The organism is Exiguobacterium sp. BRG2, from assembly GCF_031844245.1.
Lineage (GTDB): Bacteria > Bacillota > Bacilli > Exiguobacteriales > Exiguobacteriaceae > Exiguobacterium_A.
Genome location: NZ_JAUZUW010000012.1, coordinates 52,607 through 76,290, shown reverse-complemented (window position 1 = coordinate 76,290; position 23,684 = coordinate 52,607). Strand labels below are relative to the sequence as shown.

The 23,684-nt window shown below is 39.2% G+C and carries 25 protein-coding genes and 1 pseudogene; 15 read left to right on the top strand and 11 right to left on the bottom strand.

The genetic code is table 11. The annotated features are described in order from the left end of the window. The first annotated feature begins 767 nt into the window (after positions 1-767). The 5 genes and pseudogenes from Q9R23_RS14195 to Q9R23_RS14175 form a co-directional block, all read left to right on the top strand. The gene (locus Q9R23_RS14195; RefSeq protein WP_311247346.1) at positions 768-2,438 is read left to right on the top strand and encodes a DUF6044 family protein; all 1,671 of its coding nucleotides are present in this window, start codon (positions 768-770) and stop codon (positions 2,436-2,438) included. A 24-nt stretch (positions 2,439-2,462) separates the two neighbouring features. Continuing rightward, the gene (locus Q9R23_RS14190) at positions 2,463-3,419 is read left to right on the top strand and encodes a glycosyltransferase family 2 protein (protein WP_311247345.1); all 957 of its coding nucleotides are present in this window, start codon (positions 2,463-2,465) and stop codon (positions 3,417-3,419) included. After that, entirely contained in the window at positions 3,416-3,793 is a 378-nt protein-coding gene (locus Q9R23_RS14185; protein WP_052169496.1) for a GtrA family protein, read from the top strand. Before Q9R23_RS14190 ends, Q9R23_RS14185 begins: the two co-directional genes overlap by 4 nt. Before the next feature lie 777 nt (positions 3,794-4,570). After that, positions 4,571-5,806 (top strand): MDR family MFS transporter, encoded by a 1,236-nt coding sequence (locus Q9R23_RS14180; RefSeq protein WP_311247344.1) that lies wholly within the window; start codon positions 4,571-4,573, stop codon positions 5,804-5,806. A 155-nt stretch (positions 5,807-5,961) separates the two neighbouring features. Beyond that, positions 5,962-6,120: pseudogene (locus Q9R23_RS14175) on the top strand (beta-ketoacyl-[acyl-carrier-protein] synthase II); the annotation flags it as partial. 390 nt (positions 6,121-6,510) lie between these two features. On the opposite strand, the gene Q9R23_RS14170 reads toward Q9R23_RS14175, so the two are convergent. From Q9R23_RS14170 to Q9R23_RS14150, 5 genes are all read right to left on the bottom strand, one after another. Next, positions 6,511-6,780: a type II toxin-antitoxin system RelE family toxin gene (locus Q9R23_RS14170; RefSeq protein ID WP_311247343.1), complete on the bottom strand. Its 270-nt coding sequence runs from the start codon at positions 6,778-6,780 to the stop codon at positions 6,511-6,513. Continuing rightward, positions 6,777-7,001 carry a type II toxin-antitoxin system RelB family antitoxin gene (relB, locus tag Q9R23_RS14165; RefSeq protein ID WP_026829710.1) on the bottom strand — a complete coding sequence of 75 codons (225 nt, stop codon included), beginning with the start codon at positions 6,999-7,001 and terminating at the stop codon, positions 6,777-6,779. Before relB ends, Q9R23_RS14170 begins: the two co-directional genes overlap by 4 nt. A 197-nt stretch (positions 7,002-7,198) precedes the next feature. Continuing rightward, positions 7,199-7,939 (bottom strand): copper resistance D family protein, encoded by a 741-nt coding sequence (locus Q9R23_RS14160; protein WP_311247342.1) that lies wholly within the window; start codon positions 7,937-7,939, stop codon positions 7,199-7,201. Between the two features lie 140 nt (positions 7,940-8,079). Further along, entirely contained in the window at positions 8,080-8,295 is a 216-nt protein-coding gene (locus Q9R23_RS14155; RefSeq protein ID WP_311247341.1) for a hypothetical protein, read from the bottom strand. Continuing rightward, complete coding sequence (locus Q9R23_RS14150) at positions 8,292-8,834, bottom strand: copper resistance CopC family protein (protein ID WP_311247340.1); 543 nt, start codon at positions 8,832-8,834, stop codon at positions 8,292-8,294. The genes Q9R23_RS14155 and Q9R23_RS14150 overlap by 4 nt, the downstream gene beginning before the upstream one ends. Before the next feature lie 147 nt (positions 8,835-8,981). On the opposite strand from Q9R23_RS14150, the gene Q9R23_RS14145 reads away from it, so the two are divergent. Genes Q9R23_RS14145 through Q9R23_RS14135 form a run of 3 tightly spaced genes read left to right on the top strand, consistent with a single transcriptional unit; the run spans position 8,982 to position 10,856 of the window. Continuing rightward, a complete protein-coding gene (locus Q9R23_RS14145; RefSeq protein WP_081780456.1) occupies positions 8,982-9,314 on the top strand; it encodes an ArsR/SmtB family transcription factor in 333 nt (110 codons plus the stop codon). Between the two features lie 2 nt (positions 9,315-9,316). Then, positions 9,317-9,763: a hypothetical protein gene (locus Q9R23_RS14140; RefSeq protein ID WP_311247339.1), complete on the top strand. Its 447-nt coding sequence runs from the start codon at positions 9,317-9,319 to the stop codon at positions 9,761-9,763. Further along, entirely contained in the window at positions 9,720-10,856 is a 1,137-nt protein-coding gene (locus Q9R23_RS14135) for a heavy metal translocating P-type ATPase (protein ID WP_311247338.1), read from the top strand. Before Q9R23_RS14140 ends, Q9R23_RS14135 begins: the two co-directional genes overlap by 44 nt. A 200-nt stretch (positions 10,857-11,056) precedes the next feature. Here Q9R23_RS14135 and Q9R23_RS14130 read toward each other — a convergent pair whose 3' ends face one another. The 4 genes from Q9R23_RS14130 to Q9R23_RS14115 form a co-directional block, all read right to left on the bottom strand. Continuing rightward, complete coding sequence (locus Q9R23_RS14130) at positions 11,057-13,186, bottom strand: heavy metal translocating P-type ATPase (protein ID WP_311247337.1); 2,130 nt, start codon at positions 13,184-13,186, stop codon at positions 11,057-11,059. Continuing rightward, on the bottom strand, positions 13,179-13,547 hold the full coding sequence (locus tag Q9R23_RS14125) for an ArsR/SmtB family transcription factor (protein ID WP_017474136.1): 369 nt from the start codon (positions 13,545-13,547) through the stop codon (positions 13,179-13,181). Before Q9R23_RS14125 ends, Q9R23_RS14130 begins: the two co-directional genes overlap by 8 nt. Positions 13,548-13,746: 199 nt before the next feature. Next, entirely contained in the window at positions 13,747-14,322 is a 576-nt protein-coding gene (locus tag Q9R23_RS14120) for a recombinase family protein (RefSeq protein WP_017474137.1), read from the bottom strand. Positions 14,323-14,505: 183 nt separating this feature from the next. Then, a complete protein-coding gene (locus Q9R23_RS14115) occupies positions 14,506-15,225 on the bottom strand; it encodes a peptidoglycan DD-metalloendopeptidase family protein (RefSeq protein ID WP_214860471.1) in 720 nt (239 codons plus the stop codon). A gap of 230 nt (positions 15,226-15,455) precedes the next feature. On the opposite strand from Q9R23_RS14115, the gene Q9R23_RS14110 reads away from it, so the two are divergent. Genes Q9R23_RS14110 through Q9R23_RS14095 form a run of 4 tightly spaced genes read left to right on the top strand, consistent with a single transcriptional unit; the run spans position 15,456 to position 19,035 of the window. Next, the gene (locus tag Q9R23_RS14110; RefSeq protein WP_034786404.1) at positions 15,456-16,154 is read left to right on the top strand and encodes a cytochrome c biogenesis CcdA family protein; all 699 of its coding nucleotides are present in this window, start codon (positions 15,456-15,458) and stop codon (positions 16,152-16,154) included. A 37-nt stretch (positions 16,155-16,191) separates the two neighbouring features. Beyond that, a complete protein-coding gene (locus tag Q9R23_RS14105; RefSeq protein ID WP_050678844.1) occupies positions 16,192-16,998 on the top strand; it encodes a hypothetical protein in 807 nt (268 codons plus the stop codon). A gap of 52 nt (positions 16,999-17,050) precedes the next feature. Continuing rightward, the gene (locus tag Q9R23_RS14100; protein ID WP_050678843.1) at positions 17,051-18,367 is read left to right on the top strand and encodes a sensor histidine kinase; all 1,317 of its coding nucleotides are present in this window, start codon (positions 17,051-17,053) and stop codon (positions 18,365-18,367) included. Further along, the gene (locus Q9R23_RS14095) at positions 18,364-19,035 is read left to right on the top strand and encodes a response regulator transcription factor (RefSeq protein WP_029343435.1); all 672 of its coding nucleotides are present in this window, start codon (positions 18,364-18,366) and stop codon (positions 19,033-19,035) included. Before Q9R23_RS14100 ends, Q9R23_RS14095 begins: the two co-directional genes overlap by 4 nt. Positions 19,036-19,095: 60 nt before the next feature. On the opposite strand, the gene Q9R23_RS14090 is transcribed toward Q9R23_RS14095, so the two are convergent. Next, positions 19,096-19,668, bottom strand: coding sequence for a YdhK family protein (locus Q9R23_RS14090; protein ID WP_214853291.1), 573 nt, complete (start codon positions 19,666-19,668; stop codon positions 19,096-19,098). Between the two features lie 187 nt (positions 19,669-19,855). On the opposite strand from Q9R23_RS14090, the gene Q9R23_RS14085 reads away from it, so the two are divergent. The 3 genes from Q9R23_RS14085 (at position 19,856) to Q9R23_RS14075 (ending at position 22,788) form a co-directional block, all read left to right on the top strand. Then, complete coding sequence (locus Q9R23_RS14085) at positions 19,856-21,370, top strand: multicopper oxidase family protein (RefSeq protein ID WP_214853294.1); 1,515 nt, start codon at positions 19,856-19,858, stop codon at positions 21,368-21,370. A gap of 91 nt (positions 21,371-21,461) precedes the next feature. Next, positions 21,462-21,788: a four-helix bundle copper-binding protein gene (locus Q9R23_RS14080; RefSeq protein ID WP_071908772.1), complete on the top strand. Its 327-nt coding sequence runs from the start codon at positions 21,462-21,464 to the stop codon at positions 21,786-21,788. A gap of 319 nt (positions 21,789-22,107) precedes the next feature. After that, positions 22,108-22,788: a response regulator transcription factor gene (locus Q9R23_RS14075; protein WP_050678842.1), complete on the top strand. Its 681-nt coding sequence runs from the start codon at positions 22,108-22,110 to the stop codon at positions 22,786-22,788. A 37-nt stretch (positions 22,789-22,825) separates the two neighbouring features. On the opposite strand, the gene Q9R23_RS14070 is transcribed toward Q9R23_RS14075, so the two are convergent. Beyond that, the gene (locus tag Q9R23_RS14070) at positions 22,826-23,329 is read right to left on the bottom strand and encodes a PCYCGC motif-containing (lipo)protein (RefSeq protein ID WP_029343432.1); all 504 of its coding nucleotides are present in this window, start codon (positions 23,327-23,329) and stop codon (positions 22,826-22,828) included. Positions 23,330-23,684 lie beyond the last annotated feature (355 nt).

Genomic DNA, 23,684 nt, shown 5'->3' with positions numbered 1-23,684 from the left:
ACTTAATATTACAATTCGTATAGAGAAAAAATGTAGTCGATCATGAAAAATGATTAGTTTTGTAAATAAGGAGTAATGTAGTGCCTATCTTTTTCTTAAATGACACTGTATATGCATATCTAACCAATGCAACCAGTCAGATGCACTTAACCAGCCAAGTTCATCATAATAAATCTTTTTTGAAGCATCTATAGTTTGAATATGCATTTTAACGCACTCCATTTGAGTAATTAATTATTTTGTGCTTTTTAGGAGAATAGCGTAATCCAGGTTACTTTCTAGTTCGATCTTAAAATCATTTTTAAATTTACACGTACTTATGGAACTTCGTCATATAAAAAACAAAGTCTCCAAATCTTGTTCTCCTTTTCGAAGGCTGATGAAGTAAATTTAAGAACCCAAAAGCATCGTATCTTTTCTTAACAGAAATGGTACGATGCTTCTTTGTAGTTCCTCGATAGAATTAAAAAAATCTATAGTTAGTCATTCATAAAAGGGAAAAGTAGAAAAAGAAGAAGAGGTCTGGTCAAGATTGATTAATTCTTCTAATCTCCATTTAACTAATTTATTAATTGAATTAACTTTAATTCTGAAAAGTAAATTTAATAAATGTCACCTATCCTATTGTGATATAAGGTATCATTGGAAATAGTTTCTTAGGGAGTATATACCATAAAGAAAGTTATAAGAGGAAAAGAACAGGCAATTGATTTCTTGAAACTACTAACAAAAGAATTAAATCTTAAAGTAGATGAAGGAGAGGTATGATGAGAGAAAAAACTCGCATATTAATAGGGCTGCTACTAGCTTGCCTCTATATTTTACCGATGGTCTTACTGGGGGAACATGCACATGTCCGTATTCATGATAATCTAGACTCAAACATCACGTGGTATAAAACATTGGTCGATACCAATAGTATTTACGCAAGCCTTCATGCAAATGTTCCTGACTTATTGAATGGGGTCGTCTCGAGAAATGCTTTCGTCAGTGAGTTTACAGGTATCGTGTGGCTATATCAATGGTTCCCACCATTTACGGCATACGTGATCAGTCAAACGTTGGTCCGAATCTTTGCTTTCTTAGGAATGTACTTGTTACTACGTGATTATGCGAAAGGGGTTATTCCTAAATCATATGCGTTGTGGGTAGCAGTTCTATTTTCTTGGACACCATTCTGGCCATCGGGCATGCTCAGCACGCTTGGGATGCCACTCTTATTGTGGGCTTATTGGAATATCTGGCATGGACGGAAAATAAAATCGAGTGCATTCGTATTGTTAGTGGTTCCGTTCTATTCGAGCTTCGTGCTAGGAATCGTTTTCTTTTTAGCAACGCTTGCCATTTACCATATGGTGAAGGAGATACGCGCACGTAGTTTTCATAGCCGTTTTTGGATCGCCTATGGCCTTCAGGTCCTTTTATACTTATTAATTGAATATCGACTGGTCTTCTCGATGCTGTGGGAAGAAGAGCCTACGAGTCGAAATGACTTCGAAACAGGGAATAACGGATTTTGGGCAAGTATTCGTTTATTTTTTAAGAATTTAGTGTTTGGTCATACACATGATCGCGCAGTACAATCGCCCATCATCCTCCTAACACTTCTGATTGTTGGATTTCTAGTATTTCGTCAAAAAGATCATGCAGCAAGACGAATTCGAACTTTGATGTGGTTTCTATTTGGACTATCGCTGTGGTATGCGTTTTGGTTTTATGAGGGGTGGAATCCTTTAAAGCAACATGTCTCTCTCATTAGAACTTTCAATTTCTCACGATTCCACTTCCTTCAACCGATGTTGTGGTATGCATTGTTTTACTTGATGCTCGACTGGCTATGGCGAACTGCCAAACGAAAATGGGTGACTTGTTTGCTCGTAGCCCAAACCCTTGTCTTGCTTGCATGGAATCCCGAGTTCCTCTATCGTCATCATCCATCCTATGAAGCGTTTTATGCGACTTCTCAGTTTTCTGACATTAAACGCTTCATCAACCAACCAACGAAAGACTATCAGGTCGCTTCTCTCGGAATGCACCCTGCGATCGCACAATACAATGGTATGCAAACCGTGGATGGTTATGTGAACTTTTATCCATTACGCTATAAAGCATCTTTCCGAAAGGTGATTGCTGGAGAATTGGATAAAAGTAAGCTATTACAACGTTATTTTGATACGTGGGGAAATCGAGTCTATGTGTTTTCATCTGAACTCGGTAAGGAATACGAGTACACAAAGGAGCATCAAGTACCGGTTCGACAATTATCTATCAATACAGCACAGTTGAAGCAAATCGGTGCGACATATCTTTTGTCTGCTGTACCAATCAAAAATGCTGCAGCCATTGGATTGCAGTACGAAAAAACGTTTGAAGATCAACATTCTGCTTGGAAGATTAGGTTATACCGTATCCAAGCTACTACAGAGAATACGAAGTAAGTTCATTTAAGGAGGAGTAATGGTATGACGATGACGACAATCCCTACGCTAGGCGTAATTATTCCGTGTTATAACGAGACGGAAGTATTACGCTTGACGGTCCATACGATGCACCGTTTCTTAACAGAGTGGCGAGAACGACACCTCATTTCTGAGGACTCCTTTGTCTTGTTCGTAGATGATGGAAGTCAGGATGATACCTGGGCCCAAATTGAAGATGTACACGCACAAGATGGTCGGTTTAGAGGATTAAAATTAGCACATAACGTAGGACATCAAAATGCTTTGTTCGCAGGTCTTGTCGAAGGACACACCGATGCGGATTGTGTTGTGTCAATGGATGCGGACCTTCAGGATGACGTAAAAGTGATTGAACAGTTTTTAAGTGAATTTGCGAAAGGGAATGATATCGTCTATGGGGTAAGAGAAGATCGTCAGACCGATAGCTGGTTTAAACGGTCGACTGCTCAAGGCTTTTATCGCTTCATCGACTGGTTGGGTGTAGAGACCATCTTCAATCATGCAGACTATCGTCTCATGAGCAAACGAGCTGTCGAAACACTTTGTGCACATCCGGAACGCAATCTCTTTTTGCGGGGGATGGTACCTTCGCTTGGTTTTCAAACAGCAGAAGTGACCTATACACGTCAATCACGTCCAGCAGGCGAATCAAAATATCCATTACGAAAGATGATGGCACTCGCATGGGATGGGGTGACCTCGTTTAGTGTTCGTCCGATTAAGTTGTTATTTTTAGTCTCACTATTCATGCTCATCGTCTCGATCGGTTTTGTCGGATATGCTCTTTATCGTAGATATGAAGGAGAAGCGATGGATGGGTGGACGTCTTTAATGATGTCGATCTGGTTCATCGGCGGACTTCAATTACTAGGTATTGGACTGATAGGAGAATACATCGGTAAAATCTATCAGGAAGTCAAACGACGTCCTCGTTATGTCGTCGAGAAAAAACGAGAATGATGACCTTTCTTCGTTTCTTATTAGTAGGAGTTCTTAATACGCTGGTTGGTCTGACGCTGACACTGATTTGTTTTCATGTCTTGCATACTGGTTATTGGGGAGCGACGGCGATCGGGAATGCATGTGGTGTTTGGGTCAGCTATATGCTAAATCGTCGCTTCACCTTTCGTCAAGAGGCTGGAGGATGGCCCTATTGGATACGTTTTTTGATCGTCGTTTCGATTAGTTATCTCATCGCTTATCGTCTTAGTTTATGGGGAGTGCATTACGTATTGCCAAATCTACAAGAGACTGGAGCGATTCTGATCGGGATGATTATCTATACGGGGTTAAATTATCTAGGTCAGTCTTATTGGGTATTTCGCAAATCATGATAAAACAAGCTATCTATAGAGGTAGCTTGTTTTTTTTATCCTCTCGATTGCACTTGCAAAAGCACAGTAGCAAATCAAAAGACTGACAAATGAATTTTCAAATTATAGAAATCAACCACTCAGATTAGAGTGAGGAAAGTCATTTACAATTTGATAAAATGACGCATTCAACGTATGCATCACATAGTTATATGGGTGGATATGCTATTTCTCATGTAATCGACCATGCCTATTCCTTATTCATCGACTCCCTTCAGTCCACCACATTAAATGATCGTTGATGAACGAATCCCAAAAGAAGAATGAAAGTAAAGTATCCGTGAAATCTAATTTACAGACTTAAATTTATTACAAACGACATCAATAAATCGCAATTTCTTCTTGTAGTAAATAATTCTGTTAAAAATAAGAAATTTTTATTTTTTAGTTGGTCCGTTATTACTCCTTCTCGATAAAGTAAAAGTCTATGAACTTAAACGATAAGAAGCAGTTCCTGTCATGTAAAGACAGGAACTGCTTCTTATCGAACAATTATATCGTCGGTAATTCTAAAATTCTTAAGAGATAGAAAAAAGTAAGACAGAAAGATATGTCACTTCGTTTCAAAACAAACATACGTTCGTTTTACGTGACAATTTAAATAAAAGTGTCCTTACTTAATTTTCATAATATTAGTATAATCCATATCAAAATATAAGTCTATATCTTGATAACTATCTTCTCTATAGTAAAGCTACGAAAAGAAGACGCTATTCGTTAACTATGAGAGGAGTTATTATGAACAAAACTACATTGAATCCTAATGTGAAAGTCAGACTGATAGGAGAAGGTCTTTTCAATCTGCTATTTTGGATGTACTTTCCTTTTCTAACGGTCTATTTTGGTAAAGGACTAGGGTTACAGACTGCTGGATTAATAATGGCACTGCCCCCCTTAATAAGTATTGTCGGAAGTTTAACCGGAGGAAGCTTTGCGGATACGTTAGGGAGACGTCCTGTGATGCTGATCGGAACATTTTTGCAAATGACCATGTTTATTCTATTTGCTGTCTCTTCTTCTCCTTGGATTAATTATGTTGCCTTTATCGGAATTAATATAGGCGCAGCATTTTATCGTCCTGCTAGTTCAGCGATGATAGCGGACACAGTTCCAAAAGATGAATTGCGACAAGTGTATGCGACATTTATGACCGTGAACAATATTGGTGCCGTTTTAGGACCAATCATTGGAGCAGTCTTCTTTTTTCAACATCGTCAACTGTTATTGTGGACCTGTGCAATAGTTCTCTTTCTTTACTTCATAACGATCTATTTTATTGTTAGTGAAACCTTACCTGTCCGATCCAAGCAAAAAGATGTAACGACCCCACTTAAATATGCGTTTCAGTCTAAGTGGTCTGGCTATCGACTTATTCTCAAAGATCGTATTTTTCTGCTATACGTAATTGCGGGAACCTGTTCACTCTTCCCAGTGATGCAACTCGATCTCTACTTACCAGTTTACGTGATAGACAATGTGCCTAAACAACCTCTCGTACCGCACTTGCTGGATTCTTTTCAGCTCACGAGCCAATCCATTTTTGGCTATCTGGTAAGCTTTAATGGTCTTTTGTTTGTCATCTTGATCCTTCCCGTAACGAATCGACTTAAAAATTGGTCAGAAAGACGTCTCTTCGTCGTTTCGACCTTACTTGCAGGAGGAGGTACATTTTTAGTCGGATGGAATAACAACATCTGGTTTTTGTTTGGTTGTACGCTCATCTTCACGTTAGGTGAGATCATGCGTACACCAGTCACGCAGAGTTTCATCGGTCATTATGCTCCAGAGGAGGCAAGAGGTCAGTATCTAGCTGCTGATAGTCTTCAAAACACACTTGGTAAGACGCTAGCACCTCTCGCTATCTACGCATCAGGATGGATCGCCCCGCTTGGTATCTTCACTATCATTCTCCTTTTTGCTATCATTGGAGCTTGTTTATATCTGCAATTATTTAGACTGTATTCTCCCACTTGACAATCAGGTTGATAATACAAAGTGTACGATTACAAATAAAATATTAATTTAGGCTTTAGAATGATTTCACGAAAATAATAATTACTATAGATAATTAATATCAGATAAATGCTATCTAAAATATCTTAAATCAGCATGAATGAGATGATTTCAACATTCCACCGACGATTAATCTTGAAGTCGATGATCCAACGTGTGACCTTGATTATGTAGCAGGAGGGGCTCGTTCGCTGGAGATGCAGTACGGACTATCCAATTCTTTCGGATTCGGTGGTCATAACGCCGCCATCGTCTTGAAAAAATATATGGATTAAGCATCAGAGTTTGGGTTCGGACAAGAGAACTCAATGAGTAAGTACTCGCTGAAAATGTATACAATCTTTTTTGTGTATCCAATTCTTATTGAATGTTAGTGATTCGGGAACCTTCACTATTGCTGTATCGTCATTCATCCAACGATTCATGACACGTTCTATCTATTTTACATAAAGCGCGAATCATCAGTTCTAGTCAGAGTTTGCCTTAACTAGGACATCATGATCTTTATTTTAATAATCCACCCTCTGAAGGGAGGTTTGAATCCACACCTAAAAAAAATAACTGTATATGTTGTCATTCTAATTCTAGCTTTTTCATCATATCGTCAAAAGAGAAGGCTTTTGATTGATTATCATGTACTTCCTAAGATATGAGTTTTGGATGCTTTATTTATAGATATCCCGACGATGTCCAATCTCAAGAATCAATATCACGACTTTCTCATCCTGGATGTCAGCAATCAGACGATAGTCGCCGATGCGATACCGCCATTCGCCAGAGCGATTCGAGACGAGTCCTTTCCCATGACGACGCGGATCATCCGTCCCGACAAGGTTCTTCTTGATACAGGACATGATGATCCGCGCTTGTTGTGGGTCCATCTTCTTGAGAGATTTTTGAGCCCCGCGCTCGAATTCTACATTATAAGCTGTCATTCTAAATCAAGTTCCTTCATCATGTCGTCGAAAGATATCGCTTCTGATTTTTTACGGTGTGCTGCCATGGAATCATGATAGAGTTGCAAATCGATTTCGTCTTCGATACGGTCGAGGACGGCATCGCGAACGAGTGTAGAAATCGTGATGTTCTTTGCCTTCGCATATTCCTTGATAAGTCGTGTATCCTGATCATCCAGACGTACGGAAATGGTACTCATGATTATCAGCTCCTTTGTAATACATTGTAATACATATTCCAGTAGTAGTCTAGAAATGGCACCGATTTAAAATAGGATTGAACCTGTTATAACTAGTATGAAAATGATGAATAAGTATGAAAAAAGAAAGGCTGCTGTATCGCGTGCCTTTCTTTTTGTATAAGACGTCGCACACGCTGAAATGCTCATGTGGAGGATCATAAATACACGGAAATACTATACAACGCTGCGAAAAATAATGAGATCGAGACGCCTAATCCAAGATAGAGGGTCTTGATGGAGTCTTGGGTTGATCGGATGACGTACACCAACAATCCCACGAAAAGGAGGCTGATTGCCATCAAGAAGAGGGATATCATGGTCGGCTCGAACCGGATATCAGAATAGGTGAAACGCAAGCTAGGGAAAAGAAACCCTGACAGTGGACCAGCCCCGCTGGATTGAAGAGTATCCTTGATCGAGTGAGGGGGTTCCTGTTGACCGAGCCACGCAGTCGCTGTGAAGAGAAGCAGGATCAAGATGCCTTCCTTGCGCATCCGCATCCGTCGGACTTCAAACGATCGTTCAGGAGACGCGTAACTCCACTTCCCGTTCATGATACCGATGATCAGCACGGGTAGAATCAGGACGTGTTTCCAGAGTAAGGCTTGTCCATACGGTAAAATCCAGGAATCGGAATACTCCTCTACCTGCACGACGACAGACATCAGATAGATGCCGGAACCGACGATCAGTAAGAAACATAGCGTCACGAGTGGTTTGAACCATTCGAGGAAGATGCCCCAGTTACGGTCTGATGGACTCCAAAAGCCGAGTATGAGCAATCCACCGGTCCAGATGAAGACGGCGAGTGCGTGAATAGAATGTACGAGCATGCCTTCTGCCCCTTTGATGCTAGAGGCGTGCCCGGACCACGCGAACGTAACGACCAACGCCATAACAAGGAATACCCCTAGTTTTATACGTCCAGGACTGAGTGATGCACGATTGATGACGATGAGAAGGAGTACACTCCAGAGAGCCATCAGAATCCAAGCGTTCCCTGCCTCGAATGTAAGTAACACGGATCGCAGTGTATTTAAAAACCGATCTCTTCATATAAATACAGTACGATTCGTAAGACGGACAGGGAAAAGGATAACAGCATCAGCACGATGAGCATGCGAACCCAGCGGATTGAAAGCGATACGTCAGGTCGGTAAGAACGAGGGATGAGCTGGACGGAAAAGAAACCGATCAACAGCGCAAGACAACCGTAGAGGAGCGTATCGCCGATCAGATAGAGCGCGGTCATCGCTTCCGCCCCTTCAGGATAATCTGGTAGAAACCATACAACGCCAAGACGAACAAGCCTCCGGCAATCCAGAAGGGAAATCTGCCATCTTCTGTCGTGCGAGTAGTGACCTGAGAAGGTGCTACTTTTTTCGTTTCCTTTTGAACAGATGATGTCTCCTCTTCTGGTTCGGACGTAGTATTACTTGATACGACAGTGAATGTATATGTACCATTGATCGGATGTCCATCTGTCCCGATGATTTTCCAATCGACCTGGTATTTCCCTAGCGCCATGGGACGGTCAAGTGTCAAAATCATCCGTTCGCTTTCTTGAGTGAACGTCCCCTCAAGGTTGTCGGAAGCATCCACGGCGGATACTTGAAGACTACCGCCAGCCTCGATCTCGGATTCAAAACGGAGGGTCAGTTTGTCAGTTGGTTGAACAGTCTGATTCGCTCCCGGAGTGGAAGATTCCAGCCCGGTATGTGCGGAGGTGTGCAGAGGGAAACACCATAATGCGCCCGTAAGCAACAAAAGGAGAAAGCTTTTTTGATACATCGTGTCAACTCCTTCATGTGTAGGTATGTATGGTCGAAAAGATAAGGAAGAAAATCCAGTCCATTATTTTTTTGACGCTTACATTAGGAAATGCTAATATGATGATAGAATATTAGCGGATTCGAATATGAAAAAGGAGTGAACATTTTGGAACAATTACTGGAACCATTGGACTTAAAGGTAAGGGTCGTACATGGTTTTTCTAATAAGACACGATTGCAGATCTTAGAATGTATCCGTGACGGAGAGAAAACCGTCACGGAAATCGTCGAAGCGATTCAAGGAAATCAGTCCAACGTCTCGCAACACTTGGCGTGTCTAAAAGGATGCGGATTGATTCAAAAACGGACACAAGGGAAGTTCGGGTACTACTCGTTGCGAAACGATACCGTACGAGAATTATTGCGACTGTTTGGAGAACTGACGTTAGAAATCGGTCAGGAATCTGCTTGTTGTGAACATCACATCGAGGAGGCGTAAAGATGGCAAGTTCCTGTTGTAACAATGACTCTTCGAAGGAGAGCGCTCCAAAAGAAGGGAAGAACGCTTCTTTACCGACAACGACGTGCTGTACCTCGAGCGCAGACACGCAACGTGGAAAGGCGGATCAGACAAGGTGTTGTACGACCTCCGAATTAGCGGGTACGTCGTTACAAACGGAACCTTCTGAGTCTCCGCCTAACGATACGGAGACATGCTGTAGTAAGGTGCCACTGGAGAAGGTGAATCCGGACGATGCGTCATGTTGCGCCTCGAGTAGCCCTGGATCAGCATCGAACCTCGCTACTCGTGCGACGTATACCTACCGAATAGAAGGGATGGGATTGTCCCTCTTGCGCCGCGACGCTAGAGAAGGGGTTGGCGACGATACCGGAGTACCAGCACGTGTCCGTCCAATATGGTGCTGCTCGTCTGAAGATCGACAGTGAAGAAGAACCAGATGATCGTCTTTTAGGGGAGGAAGTCCGAAAATTAGGATTCCATCTCATCCTTCCCGATAAATCAGATCAGCTCGTCCAAACATTCACCGTTTCCGGGATGGACTGTAGTAGCTGTGCTAAGACGATCGAACAACACTTTCAAAAGATGCAAAATGTCCAGACCGTCACAGTTTCGTTTGCCCGTGGGGAGATGGAAATCGACCATCAGCTGGATGCTCGACAAGTCCAAAGCGAGCTGAACAAGATCGGTTTCGATGGATACGTCAAGGGAAAGAAAACGTCCGAGGCACCGGTCCGGTCGTTCGAGGGGATCTCCTTGATCCTGTCCGGGATTTTGATTGGTCTGGGATTGCTCATCCAAACGAGCGGAGTAGCGTATCTTCCGAATGTTTTGTACGGTATCGCCTTGATCCTCAGTGGGGGGAGAGTTTTCCGGAGTGCCTATTATGCCGTCCGTGCCCGCTCACTCGACATGAACGTATTGATGAGCGTAGCAGCCATCGGTGCCGCATGTATCGGGGAGTGGCTCGAGGGAGCGACCGTCGTCTTCCTCTTTGCCATCGGCAATTTGCTTCAGAATCGCTCCCTTGCGCGGACGCGCAATTCCATTCAGAAACTGATTGAACTGTCTCCGAAGGAAGCCTTCGTGCTGACGGACGGGGACGTTAGACGTAAACCGGTGGAAGCGGTGCGAGTCGGAGAAATCCTCCGGATTCGACCAGGTGATCAGGTTGCACTGGACGGCACGATCCTGAACGGGACGACGACCATCAATCAAGCACCGATCACGGGCGAATCGATTCCTGTCGATAAGAAGGAAGGAGATCACGTATTTGCCGGAACGCTCAACATGGATCGTTCGTTCGACATGATCGTCGAGAAGACGTATCAAGAGACGACGCTTGCGCACATCATTGAACTGGTCGAGGAAGCGCAGGATAATAAAGCACCGAGTGAAGCGTTCATCGATCGTTTCGCGAAAGTGTATACACCGTTCGTCTTCCTAGGTGCATTGTTGCTGATGATCGTCCCACCTTTACTCCAACTTGGTAGTTGGGGAGAGTGGTTCTATAAGGGGTAGCGTCAGGAAAATGCGGATTTACAATGCTAAGGAAATTCCCATACTAAAAAGCCAAATTTCTCAACATCAATTGAGAAATTTGGCTTTTTCCGTTGCTCAGTTAAAGCGTCCTTTAGTTGTATATTTCCTGTTAATATCCCTTTTGAAGCATAACATTGTTTTCAATGATCGCACCCGATAGTTGACGCCCATTTTAGAACCTATTCTTTGATTTTCAATAAGCGTAAACTGTTTAATGTTACAAGTAAAGTTGCTCCCATATCAGCAAATATAGCTATCCAAAGTGTTAACCAACCGGGCATGACCAAAAGTAATGCCACAAATTTAATCGCCAAAGAGAAGGTAATGTTTTGCTTGATGATTGCTAAAGCCTTACGGCTTAATTTTATTGTATATGGCAATTTACTCAAATCATCAGACATTAAGGCGATGTCAGCCGTTTCTAAAGCTGTATCAGTTCCAGCACCACCCATTGCTACACCAACGGTAGATGCCGCAAGGGCTGGAGCATCATTCACGCCATCTCCGACCATCCCCACACTTTGATGTTTTTCTCGAAGTTCTTTAATAAAATTAAGCTTATCTTCTGGAAGTAAGTCAGCTTTAATATCCGAAACACCAACTTGTTTTCCGATGGCTGTTGCCGTTCTTTGGTTATCGCCTGTTAGCATCACTGTTTCGATTCCCATATTGTTCAACTTGCCGATAACTTCTTTAGACGATTCCCTCATTTCATCGGCTACGGCAATAAACGAAAGAATTTCTTTTTCTGTTCCTAACACCATCACTGTTTTACCTTGAGTTTGCATATCGGCAATTTTTTCTTTCCTATCGCTTGAAATGCTTCCGTGTAATTCCTCAAAAAGATTTGGACTTCCCACATAATACATTTCATTATTTATTTTGGCTTTAACGCCTTTACCTGTAATGGATTGAAAATCCTCTACTGTTACTTCGTTGAATTTTAATCCATTTTCTTCTGCTTTTCGCATAATCGCTGAAGCAAGAGGGTGCTGTGATCCTTTTTCAATGGCTGCTGTTATGGTCATTAATTCATTTTCATTTCTACCATATGTCACAATGTCTGTTACAGCAGGAATCCCTTTGGTTAATGTTCCTGTTTTATCAAAGGCTATCGCTTTTAAGTGTCCTGCTTCTTCTAAATGGATACCACCTTTAATTAAAACACCATTTTTCGCTGCATTTCCTATTGCTGTAACCACAGCAACTGGAGTTGAGACTACTAAGGCACAAGGACAACCAACCACTAATACAGCTAAGCCTTGATAAATCCATTGGCTCCAGTCTCCGCCAAATAATGGTGGAACTACCGCAATTAAAAGAGCTAGTATGACAATAGCTGGTGTATAGTATTTTGCAAATTTATCGACAAACGCTTGAGAAGGGGCCCGTTCTGCTTGGGCTTCTTCTACCAAGTGAATGATTTTTGAAAGAGTAGTATCTTCAACTCGTTTTGTTACTTTAACCTCAAGTAACCCTTCTTCATTCAAGGTTCCTGCAAATACTTCATCATTTGTGGTTTTCGTTACTGGAACACTTTCACCTGTAATCGCAGCCTGATTTAATGTCGATGTACCTTTAACCACTATTCCATCCATTGCTAACTTTTGACCGGGCTTAACAATCATGATGTCTCCAACTTGAATATCATCAACATGAATCATCATTTCTTCATTGCCTCGTCGAATTAACGCTTCTTTTGGGGCAATATCCATTAAAGATTCAATAGATTGACGTGCTTTATCCATTGAATAACGCTCTAATGCTTCACTAATCGCAAATAGGATAACAACGGTTGCCCCTTCACCCCATTCACCAATGATTGCAGCTCCTATAATTGCAATAGTCATAAGCGTATTCATATCGAAATTTAATCTGCTTAGATTTTTGAGACCTTTAATGAATAACGAATATCCACCGATTAAAATGGACGCTGCATAACCAATTGTCGGTAGAACATGCTCTTCACCATACTGCTCTCCTAAGAACCAGCTAACTACAAGTAAAAGAGCTGATACATATACCTTAATGTTTTCTTTCTGCTTCCAAAAAGGTTCTCGTTCTACCCTTTGTTCTTTTTCATCTCGAATTTTTAAATTTTCAAATGCTCCTGCTTTTTCTAATTCTTCAATGGTTGTCGTCCCTTTAACATAAACTTTAGATGCTCCGAAATTTACTTTCGCATCCTGAACACCGGGAAGTTCTTTAACATTATTTTCAAAAATGGCTGCACAGTTAGTACAAGTAAATCCTTGAACACGATAGGCTTTCATTTCTTCTTCAGACAGTTTTGCTTTCCCACTAGACATTGATCTTCACCTCTTTCTTATGTGCCAATGCAATCATCATAATTTGTCTGATATGCTCATCATCTAATGAATAAAATGCAAGTTTTCCCTCTTTTCGAAACTTAACAATCCCTTGCTTATGGAGCGTTCGCAGGTGATGAGAGGCATTTGCAACCGTAACACCTATAATATTTGCTATATCACACACACACAGTTCGTCATCTTGACATAAAGCATAGGTAATTTTTGCTCTATTTTCATCTGCAATAGCTTTTAACATTTGGGCAACACTAGAAATATCTACTGTCTGTAAATTACCTTGTATTCGATTGACCTTTTCTTCGTCATAACAATAAATTTCACAAGTATCTTTCTTAATCACATTCTCACCCCAATATCATTCAAGTGTTTATTTGAATATAGTATAACCATTTTTAATAATTCATTCAAGTGTTTTTTTGAATGAGTAAAGAATTCATAAAAAAAGAATTGGAGTACCCAATTCTAATAACAAAATAACCAAACTGCATAAGACTTTAAGTACATAACATTATCTGGCCAATTAATGGAATAGGACTGAACTATTTGTTCTCTTCCGATAGCTTTCTATATAATGAAGCCCTAGACACATTTGTAATTTCACAAATTTGATTTACAGTCATATTTCCTTCTTTATATAGCTTTACTGCATAATTCATTCCCGCATGATTTTTATGATATTTTTTTATCCGACCTTTAAACTTTCCTTCTTTCTTAGCCAGCTCAATCCCTTCACGTTGACGCATACGGATAAGATCTCTCTCTAACTGGTTAACACCAGCCATTACTGTAATTAAGAATTGGCTGTATGGATTATCCTCTGATAAATCTAGCCATGTATCCTTGAGTGATTTTAAGCTGGCTTTTTTCCTTCGTATGTAATCGATCAATTCAAATAAATCTTGTGTACTACGAGTAATTCGAGTTAAATCTGTAACATAAATGGTGTCACCATCTTGTAAGTCCTCTAACATTTTTTGAAGTTGCTCACGTTCCTTCGTTGCCCCAGAAACTTTTTCTTCGTATATAATATCCATTCCGAATTCGCTTAGCTGCTGAAATTGTCTTGAAGGGTTTTGACTAGTTGAACTGACACGTACATAACCAATTTTCCGCAAAATATCACCTCACTTTTGAGACAAGTCTTATGAGACGCTAGATCACAGCAATCCACTTCAAAATAAATGACTTGATGAAGTCGCTTCAGATCATAGAAAAACCCTCATTTCGACGTCGAAATGAGGGTTTTTCTATGATCTGAAAAGATGCTGTCTTAGGACATCCTCTCTTCTTTTTTTAGGTTACAAATAGTTCAATGGGTTGACACTATTCGCTGCAGAATAACTGCTGTATTTATAACTGTTTTTATGAATCTCAAAGTGTAAATGATTTCCGAACGAGTTTCCTGTATTCCCAACTGTTCCAATCTTCATACCTTTAGAGACTGTCTGACCACTTTTTACCGAAAGACTATTCATATGAGCATAAACGGTTACGTATTTTTGATTCTTTAGACTATGTGAAATCATAACGTGTTTACCATATGCACCGCTGTTTTTAGAGATAGTGACTTTTCCACTCGCAGAAGCATAGACAGGTGTGCCTTTTGTTGCAGCTAGATCAACGCCATTATGGAATGTATAACCGTAAGCGCCATTAGATTTTCCGTATCCTTGGGTCAGCCTCCCTTTAGTAGGAGAAGCAAAAAGAGACTCATTATACGTCATTTTTTTTGCAACGTGGCTCTTATATTTTTTTAGGTAAGAACTATAGATATACCGTGTGTTCCCTTTGTAAAGTACTTTTGTCCAAGCTCCTTTTTTTCCTAAATAAGAAAAAGTCTGACCAGTGTTAGTCACGCCGACTATATTGTAATTGAGAGAAGGACCAGTCCGAACACGGAGATTGTCTGTCTTTACTTTTACTTTATATGCACTACTTGCTTCAACTTTTGGGCTATGCATTGAAAAAGTTGTTGTGAGTAAGACGCTAGAAGCGATAAGTATTACCTTGTTTTTCATTAGTTGTACTCCTTTAAAGATAAAGATACGGTGACAAACGATTTGTTAAAAGGAGTATAGCATCACTATATTACAAAAAAGTGTATCAAATTCATTTCAAAAATTGATACGAGATTTAATCAAAAAATGCATAGTTTTTTCACAAACAGATTTTATGTTTAAAATTAAACACATTTCTTTTTTATACATCTTAAAAAAAGATTTATTTTTTAGAGTTCGGGAGGAATTTGATGGAGTTATCTTTTTTGTTAGCTTTTGGAGCAGGGTTTTTATCTTTTATCTCGCCATGTTGCCTAGCTTTGTATCCTGTTTTTCTATCTTACATTACAGGAATTTCAGTTACAGAGTTAAAAGAAAATAAAAAGTGGAACTGGAATGGTGTTCCCCATACATTCGTTTTCTTACTTGGATTTTCGAGCGTATTTTTAGTGATGGGTTTTTCAACGTCATATTTGGCTGATTTTTTTATAGTGTATAAAGATGTTCTACGGATGAGCGGTGCACTTATTTTATTCATATTCGGTGTTATTTTAACTGGTCTGTGGACCCCAATATTTTTACTTAAAGAGCGAAGAATGAACTTAGGAAAAAGAAAGCGTGGTTATATCGGAACGTTTATTGTCGGAGTCGGATCGGCTGCTGGATGGACTCCTTGTACAGGACCAATCCTCGCTGGAGTTATTGCTTTGATCGCCACGAATCCTAGTAATGGATTTTTATATATGCTCTTTTATGTACTAGGTTTTTCTATTCCATTTTTCTTGATGTCGTTTTTGGTCGGGAAATCCAGATACTTAATGAATTATTCTTCAAAGGTTATGAAAATAGGTGGCTGGTTTATGATTTTATTAGGTATCATATTGTATTTCGATGGTCTGACGAAACTAACTACAATATTGATTGATTTTACAGGGTTTAGAGGGTTCTGACGCTCTATTTTCTATTTCGAAAGGAGATGCATCGTAAATGTCTCGTGAAAATGTCCTGATAATGGGAGTAGAGGAAAACTGGAAAGTGATGGAGAACATAAAACAACTTAAACCTGTAAGTATAGATATTCATATTTCTTCAAAAGAAGGATGGGTTCGAAAGCTATTTCCTGATTTTAAATATTTTGATTCATTTTCAAAAAAAGAATCAGAAGAAGGGTATATTAGTAATCTGATTGAATATTGTACTTCTCAAGAAATAGGCTGGATTATCCCTTTAAGCGAACAAGAAGCATCTACGTTATCAAAACATAAGTTGAAAATGAGAAAAAATAACGTAGCGTTTATAACATCCTTTGACTGGGATAAAACAGTACTTCATGATTCATTTTCGGTTCAAGGTAATACTTTCACTTATTCTTTTGACCAGATAAAGAATGCGCCTGAAGGTGTAAAGGTGGGGAAAATTGATGCATATGTCGATTATCGATCTAGTGAAGTGATTTGCTGTTTTATGAGAGAAGAGTATGAACGGTACCAAGATACTGTTCTTTCATACGAGGTGTTTGCCAACTCGATTTTAGAGGAGTGCGTAGCAATAATTGCTCAAAGGCTTAATATAAAGGGTTCTTTTTCTTTCGATTATCAACGTGATTCGGAGGGAATGTATACGATTACAAAAATAGAATGTTTCATGACGCATTCTACTCGTGAGGCTATTTTTAGTGATTATGATTTCGCTAATTATTTGTGGAGCAATATTCAAGGAATTGTCCTTTTAAAAGAATCAAATGATAAAAGCTCTTTTGTGTATCGCCTAAATGAAGAATACTTTCTTTTCTAAATCTCAACAGTTTGTTTTTATATGTAATCATCTTAAATGAGAAAGGTACTTTATGAATAAACTTTCATTTAAAATAACGTTATTTTATTTTTTCGGGATTCTCATGATTTTCATTCTCTCATCTGCTATTGTATACAACATTCTTGAGCATCAACAAGTAGAAAGTGAACTGGAGAGCCTTCAAGAGAGAGGCAATAGTCATCGAGATGTTCTTTCCACTAACTTCGACAAGCAAACAGTTGAACACGTTGTTTTAATGGAGGAAAAGGCGATGACTGATGTGATTATCTTAGACAAAAATAATCAAGTCGTCGATTCATCTAACGACGCTGAACAATTTTTGAACCCGGATTGGATTCAAAAAAAGGATGGAATCGTAGAAGGTAATTGGAGAGAGGGCAAATTTTTAGTGACGGTGAGTAATATTGAAGATGGCGGTCAAATAATCATGTTAGAGCCGACGAAGTATATACAGCATTTGATGGGGGAATTGAAACAACAAGTAGTGTTCTCTCTATTCTTGTTAGTACTTTTTCTATTAGTAAGTGTTTATTTTTTGAGTTATATCATTATAAAGCCACTTTTATCAATGAAAGAGGCAACGGTAAAGTTAAGTAAAGGCGAGGTGCTGAAAATCAGAGAAGCTGAGAGAAGCGACGAAGTAGGAGATTTAGCACGAGCGATCACTAAGTTATCTGTTGATTTACGTCACATTCAAAATACAAGAAAGCAATTTCTGACTTCAATCACACATGAATTGCGTACGCCGATTACCTACATTAAGGGATATGCAGGACTCCTCAAAAAAGACGAATCGAGATTTGGAGATATTATCTATGAGGAATCCGAAAGACTTCAAGAACTGATTGAGGATTTGTTTGAACTTGCTAGATTGGAAGAGCCACATTTTCAAATAGATCCTCAGATCACAGAGATGAATGATTTCTTAAAAAAAATCAGTGAAAGAATAATTTTTAAATTTGAGGAGAAACAAGTGAAATTAATTCTTCAAATTAATAAAACTCCCATCTACAAAGAGATAGACCAAGCTAGATTCGATCAGGTTCTCTTAAATTTACTGGATAACGCGCTAAAATATACACATGCGAACAAACGCGTATTTTTAAAACTTGATGAAAACTTTATTGAAGTTACGGATGAAGGTGGTGGCGTGGATGAGCAATCACTCCCGTATCTTTTTGATCGTTTTTATCGAGTAGATTCTTCACGAAATCGTGAAACAGGAGGTACTGGGCTCGGTTTGGCTATCACGAAAGAAATAGTTGAAGCGCACAAAGGGACCATCGTAGCTATTAATGTAGAAAACGGGCTGAAGGTTGTCATTGACTTGAGGGGGATTCCAGGATGAGAACCATTGCTTTGGTAGATGATGAGAATCGAATGTTAGAACTGATTGAACTCTATCTGCAAGACAGTTATACCTGTATTAAGCTGAACAGCGGAAGAGAGATATTGAACTTGATTGATGTAGATGAGCCTGACTTAATCATATTGGATGTGATGATGCCTTTAATGGATGGTTTTGAGACCTGTCAAAGGATAAGGGAAGTTTCGAATGTACCAATCATTTTATTGACAGCACTCGACGGAAAAGAAGAAATCGTAAAAGGATTACAACTGGGAGCAGATGATTACATTGTGAAACCGTTCGACGAGGCGGAATTGAAGGCAAGAATTCAATCGATTTTCAGACGAACTACAGTTTCTTCAGGATCAAAAATCGAATCGTCGGGTCTAATCTTAAATGAAGACGCCCATGAGCTGTATTATGATAATCATTTAGTCAAAGTCACGCCAAAGGAATTTTCATTACTTGCTAAGTTATTAAAAAATCCAGAACGTGTCTATTCAAGAGAGGAACTGCTCTCAAGTTTATGGTTAGCAAATGAGTGGACAGATGAACGAACGGTCGACTCTCATGTAAGAAACTTAAGAGAAAAACTTAGGAAACTCGAGTTTCCTATTGAAGAACACTTTCGCACAGTATGGGGAATTGGTTACAAGTGGGTTCCTTAAATAAGGAGAAATAAGACAAGAGAGGAACGGTTAAAAAACCGTTCCTCTCTTGTTTATCGTTTATTCTGCAGATAGTTCGTCTTCAGTCACCCATTTATGATTTTTCACTTCTTCACCTGTAGTCGATTCGAAATCAATCATATACACTGTTGTTTGCTTAGCTGAGTCGATAGTGGCCGTAGCATCCTTCATTCCTTTCATATGATCCGCGTCTACTTTTACTTCATCGCCTACTTCATAAGGAGATGACTTGGCATCTACAATCTCTTCTTGAATAATCCATTTATGATTCGTGACGCGTTTCCCGCCATTTGTAGGGTCATAAGAAATGCTATAAGCAGTAGTATCATAAGCTCCTACAATTTTAGCCTCGGCCCCTTTCATGCCTTCCATATGTGCTTCTTTGATCATCGCCATGTCGCCAACTTTAAATTTAGGGTTTTTAGCCTCTTGGAGCCCTTTCGGAACCTCTTTCGATCCAGACATGTCCATCGTCGAATGATCCATACCGTCCATATTTTTATCCATGCTTCCTGTTGATTTAGAATCATCATCATTGCTTCCGCACGCAGCGAGTGCTAAAGAAAGCGAAGCAGCCATAGTTGTCATAAAAATCTTTTTCTTTAATTTCATAAAAATTACCTCCAATTGTTTTTTTATGCTTTCCATAGACTCTATCACATAAATTTGCAGAAACATTGCAGAGAGCAGAAAAGTAACACATTGAAAAAAACTATAAAATTCATGGGTGGAAAGACATATTTTTTTCACAATCATTCTTTAAGTTAAAGATAATAATTAATTGAAGGGAATGATCCATGTGAAGAAAAGATGGTTAATCGCAACTATCGGTATCTTTACTCTCATGATTATAGTGGGCGGTTCGTATTTACTTTTTATCCGAGGTACTATGCCAAATAACAAACAGCACATGAAATCTATGATGAATGGAGGGAACACTACTACAAATCAGACTATGATGGAAGGTATGGGACATGGCGCGAGTGTCGATTTAAAATCAACTGAAGAAAAAGAGCGACGATTGAACATCCCTAAGATGCTAAAATCCGATCGTGAAACCAAGAATTCCATTCAATACACGATTGTCGCTAAACAAGGGGAGACACAGTTCTTCCGAGATAGTAAAAAAACTGAAACTCTAGGATATAACGGAAATTATTTAGGTCCTGTAGTGGAATTGAAAAAAGGAAAAATGGTAACAATCCGTACGGTGAATCGCTTATCAGAAGCGACTACATTCCATTGGCACGGTCTTGTTGTACCATCATCCGTAGATGGCGGACCACATCAAGTCGTGAAAGCTGGTGAAACGAAGGTAGTAAAGTTTAAAGTGAAGCAAGATGAATCGACATTGTGGTTTCATCCACATCCAATGGGGAAAACAGCTGAACAAGTATACAAGGGGTTAGCAGGATTGTTGTACGTAAAAGATGAAAAAACTAAAGAGACGATGCTACCTCAAAAATATGGTGAAAATGATATTCCATTAATTCTTCAAGATCGAAAAGTTAAAAACAGGAATGTCCTTGGATATGCTGATGTAGAAAAAACAGATGGGGCTTTAGGCGATACCCTCCTCGTAAACGGTACGATTAATCCATATTTCAACGTAAAATATTCGCAACTTAGAGTCAGATTGATAAATGGCTCCAATGCACGTAACTACGTAGTGAAGCTATCTGACGGTTCATCCTTAAAAAAAATTGCTGATGATGGTGGTTACATCTCAAAACCGAAAAACGTAAAGAAAATTGAATTAAGTCCAGGCGAACGTATAGAGGTATTGGTAGACTTTTCAAAAAGAAAAATTGGTGAGACTGTTTCATTTGAGACGAATGGAGTAAGGGTCGTTAACTTCAAGCTGAAGGATAAACAAGGGACGAACCTAAGTGCAATGGCGCCGAAAAGTGAATATGAAAAGCCGCTAAAGACCTTGTCTACAGTGAATCAAAAGTTAACTCTTTTCGGGATGGGCAAAAATGTTGAAATCAATGGGAAAAAGTTTGATGAGAAGAGAATCGATATTAAAGCGAAACAAGGAGAAACCGAAATTTGGGAGGTCTATAATAAAAAAGACATGATGGGTGGAATGACTCATCCCTTCCACATTCATGGAGTCCAATTCAAAGTATTAGAGCGAAACGGACAGAAACTGGATAATCAAGAAGCAGGTCTAAAAGACACTATCGCTATAAAACCAGATGAACGAGTTAAGATTCAGATGACTTTCAAGGAAAAAGGGGTATTCATGTACCATTGCCATATCCTTGAACATGAAGAGAACGGAATGATGGGTCAGTTGAAAGTGGACTAAAAAATAGGTGAATGTTTTCATCTTTTCTTCACAAACTAAGGAAATAGACTTTGTGTAAGTCAAAAAAGACGGAAAATGGAGGTATTTTAGAATGAATACTGGACAACAAGAAATCTTAGGTGCCCTACACAACTGTATAGTGACTTGTAATGAATGCTTTGATGCGTGTTTGAGTGAACATCATGTTTCTTCGATGGCAGAGTGTATACGTCTAGACAGAGATTGTTCTGAAATTTGTAGTCTTTTAGTACAAGCTATTTCTCGAAACAGCAGCAATATTGATGTTCTTGCAAGAAGCTGTGTTGAAATTTGTGAAAGATGTGCCGACGAATGTTCGAAACATGATCATGATCATTGTAAAAAGTGCGCTGAGGCCTGTAATGAATGTGCAAAAGTCTGTCGTAAATTAATTGCTTAAAGCGAAGTGTTAAAAATGAAGGAGCATCTATGTCGCCATGCCGAAAAAGGTATGAGCTAAAAAGCTGATGCTCTTTCATTTATAAGCACTAAGATACTTAGTTATGAAAAAGTTCATAACCCTTATAGACCAGTAGTATGGTGAGAGAAAATAAGGATACATAGAGGATAACGATCAAACTCTTCATAAACACTTTCATGAAAATCAACTCCATTCTATAGGTTGAATTGATTATATAGAAAGTTCGTGAAATTTATGAGGAAATAGACTAACAATCATTTATTATTAAAAAATTTTAATGTAAGAGGTGGTGACTAGGATGGATAAAATATTAATTGTTGATGATGAAATAAGAATGAGGCAATTATTAAGACTCTATCTAGAACCAATAGGATATGAATGTAGTATGGCGAATGATGGGATCGAAGCTTTAGAGAAAGTGAAAAAAGAAACCTTCGATTTGATTTTATTGGATGTAATGATGCCAATGTACGATGGATTCGAAGTATGTAAGAAAATAACGGATTCTCACCCGGAAGTCCCTATCATCATGATAACGGCTCTAAATGATGCTGAATCCATCGTCAAAGGACTAGATGCTGGAGCTACAGATTATGTCACAAAGCCGTTTAACGGGGACGTACTTTTAGCAAGAGTTCGGTCTGTCATGAGAAGGAAAGCAAAAGAACCCGTTATCTACCACGGACTTACGTTCGATGAGAGCAACAATTTAATTTTACTAGATGGCAAGTCGATTGACTTTACACCAAAAGCACATGCATTACTGCGACTATTCCTTCAACATCCTGGAAGGCTTTTCAACAGACTAGAGCTTTATGAATTCGTTTGGTCTTATACGTCAGAATCGGATCCGAGGACAGTTGATTCTCATATTAAGATGATTAGAGAAAAGTTAAGAGAGTTAGATTACCCGATCGATAGGCATCTGAAAACAATTTGGGGGAGAGGATATCGTTGGAGTGAGAATGAAACGAAATGACACTCTTACTATAGGAGCAAAAGTGTCATCATAAAAATCATAAGGGAGTCGGTGTCGGCTTCGAGTATCCATCTTTATATGAAGAATCGATTGCAGAACGAATATCTTTAACCGATTCTCCGTCCCGTTGCTTCAAAATAGACTTTACAGCAATCTCGAGACAGGTGCTGCATGTCGTTCCGTGACTTGTCCATTTCACAGATCCATTCGTCGCGTTTTCTTCTATAAAGCAATCATAATTATTTTTATGATTGACTGTTTCACCGCAACCGCAATAGCAAGGTATTTTCTCTAGTAGTTTACGATTTTTCCCTACAGCTTGATAAACATTTCGTACATCTTCAGGTTGGGTTTTTAAAAACGTGGGAAGTATCAACGATGATGATGTTTCTTCAATCTTGTCACCGCTCATATGTTTCGCATGATCTACCTCCTTTGAATGATTGGGAGTAGAAGACTTCATCGGGGATTGAGCACAGCCGACCGCAATCAGGGATAGGCTAATAAGACTTACGCTTTTTAAGAGTATGTTAAGTTTCACGATTGGATTCTCCTTAGAGATAATTTTGTAGGTGTATAAAACAAAGCTTTTTAATTGCGTTTTTTGTATTAGCTCATTTGTCTGTTCACGATAGTACCTATTCGTTCATTTGACCATAGTCTTCATCAGTTCAGTTAATTCATGAATTGTCATCAATCATTTGATGTCTACCTCGAACTTGTCCTTTAATTCTTTTTAAAGTTTCAGTACTTGTGATTTTGGCGCTAAATAGTCCTATTCAAACAAATGGTCTCATTTTTTAAAATATATCCTATACTTGTATGATAATTTTTATTTTTTAGTGTGTCAAAATACATTTTATATTTATATATATAAGTTTAACTGGAAGTAAAAA

Coding starts and splice junctions, on each gene's coding strand:
- Q9R23_RS14195 (WP_311247346.1), top strand. CDS start 768: ATGAGAGAAAAAACTCGCATATTAATAGGGCTGCTACTAGCTTGCCTC.
- Q9R23_RS14180 (WP_311247344.1), top strand. CDS start 4,571: ATGAACAAAACTACATTGAATCCTAATGTGAAAGTCAGACTGATAGGA.
- Q9R23_RS14095 (WP_029343435.1), top strand. CDS start 18,364: ATGAGAACCATTGCTTTGGTAGATGATGAGAATCGAATGTTAGAACTG.
- Q9R23_RS14170 (WP_311247343.1), bottom strand. CDS start 6,780: ATGACAGCTTATAATGTAGAATTCGAGCGCGGGGCTCAAAAATCTCTC.
- Q9R23_RS14155 (WP_311247341.1), bottom strand. CDS start 8,295: ATGACCGCGCTCTATCTGATCGGCGATACGCTCCTCTACGGTTGTCTT.
- Q9R23_RS14110 (WP_034786404.1), top strand. CDS start 15,456: ATGGAGTTATCTTTTTTGTTAGCTTTTGGAGCAGGGTTTTTATCTTTT.
- Q9R23_RS14150 (WP_311247340.1), bottom strand. CDS start 8,834: ATGTATCAAAAAAGCTTTCTCCTTTTGTTGCTTACGGGCGCATTATGG.
- Q9R23_RS14105 (WP_050678844.1), top strand. CDS start 16,192: ATGTCTCGTGAAAATGTCCTGATAATGGGAGTAGAGGAAAACTGGAAA.
- Q9R23_RS14130 (WP_311247337.1), bottom strand. CDS start 13,186: ATGTCTAGTGGGAAAGCAAAACTGTCTGAAGAAGAAATGAAAGCCTAT.
- Q9R23_RS14190 (WP_311247345.1), top strand. CDS start 2,463: ATGACGATGACGACAATCCCTACGCTAGGCGTAATTATTCCGTGTTAT.
- Q9R23_RS14100 (WP_050678843.1), top strand. CDS start 17,051: ATGAATAAACTTTCATTTAAAATAACGTTATTTTATTTTTTCGGGATT.
- Q9R23_RS14115 (WP_214860471.1), bottom strand. CDS start 15,225: ATGAAAAACAAGGTAATACTTATCGCTTCTAGCGTCTTACTCACAACA.
- relB (WP_026829710.1), bottom strand. CDS start 7,001: ATGAGTACCATTTCCGTACGTCTGGATGATCAGGATACACGACTTATC.
- Q9R23_RS14140 (WP_311247339.1), top strand. CDS start 9,317: ATGGCAAGTTCCTGTTGTAACAATGACTCTTCGAAGGAGAGCGCTCCA.
- Q9R23_RS14185 (WP_052169496.1), top strand. CDS start 3,416: ATGATGACCTTTCTTCGTTTCTTATTAGTAGGAGTTCTTAATACGCTG.
- Q9R23_RS14075 (WP_050678842.1), top strand. CDS start 22,108: ATGGATAAAATATTAATTGTTGATGATGAAATAAGAATGAGGCAATTA.
- Q9R23_RS14090 (WP_214853291.1), bottom strand. CDS start 19,668: ATGAAATTAAAGAAAAAGATTTTTATGACAACTATGGCTGCTTCGCTT.
- Q9R23_RS14080 (WP_071908772.1), top strand. CDS start 21,462: ATGAATACTGGACAACAAGAAATCTTAGGTGCCCTACACAACTGTATA.
- Q9R23_RS14160 (WP_311247342.1), bottom strand. CDS start 7,939: ATGGCGTTGGTCGTTACGTTCGCGTGGTCCGGGCACGCCTCTAGCATC.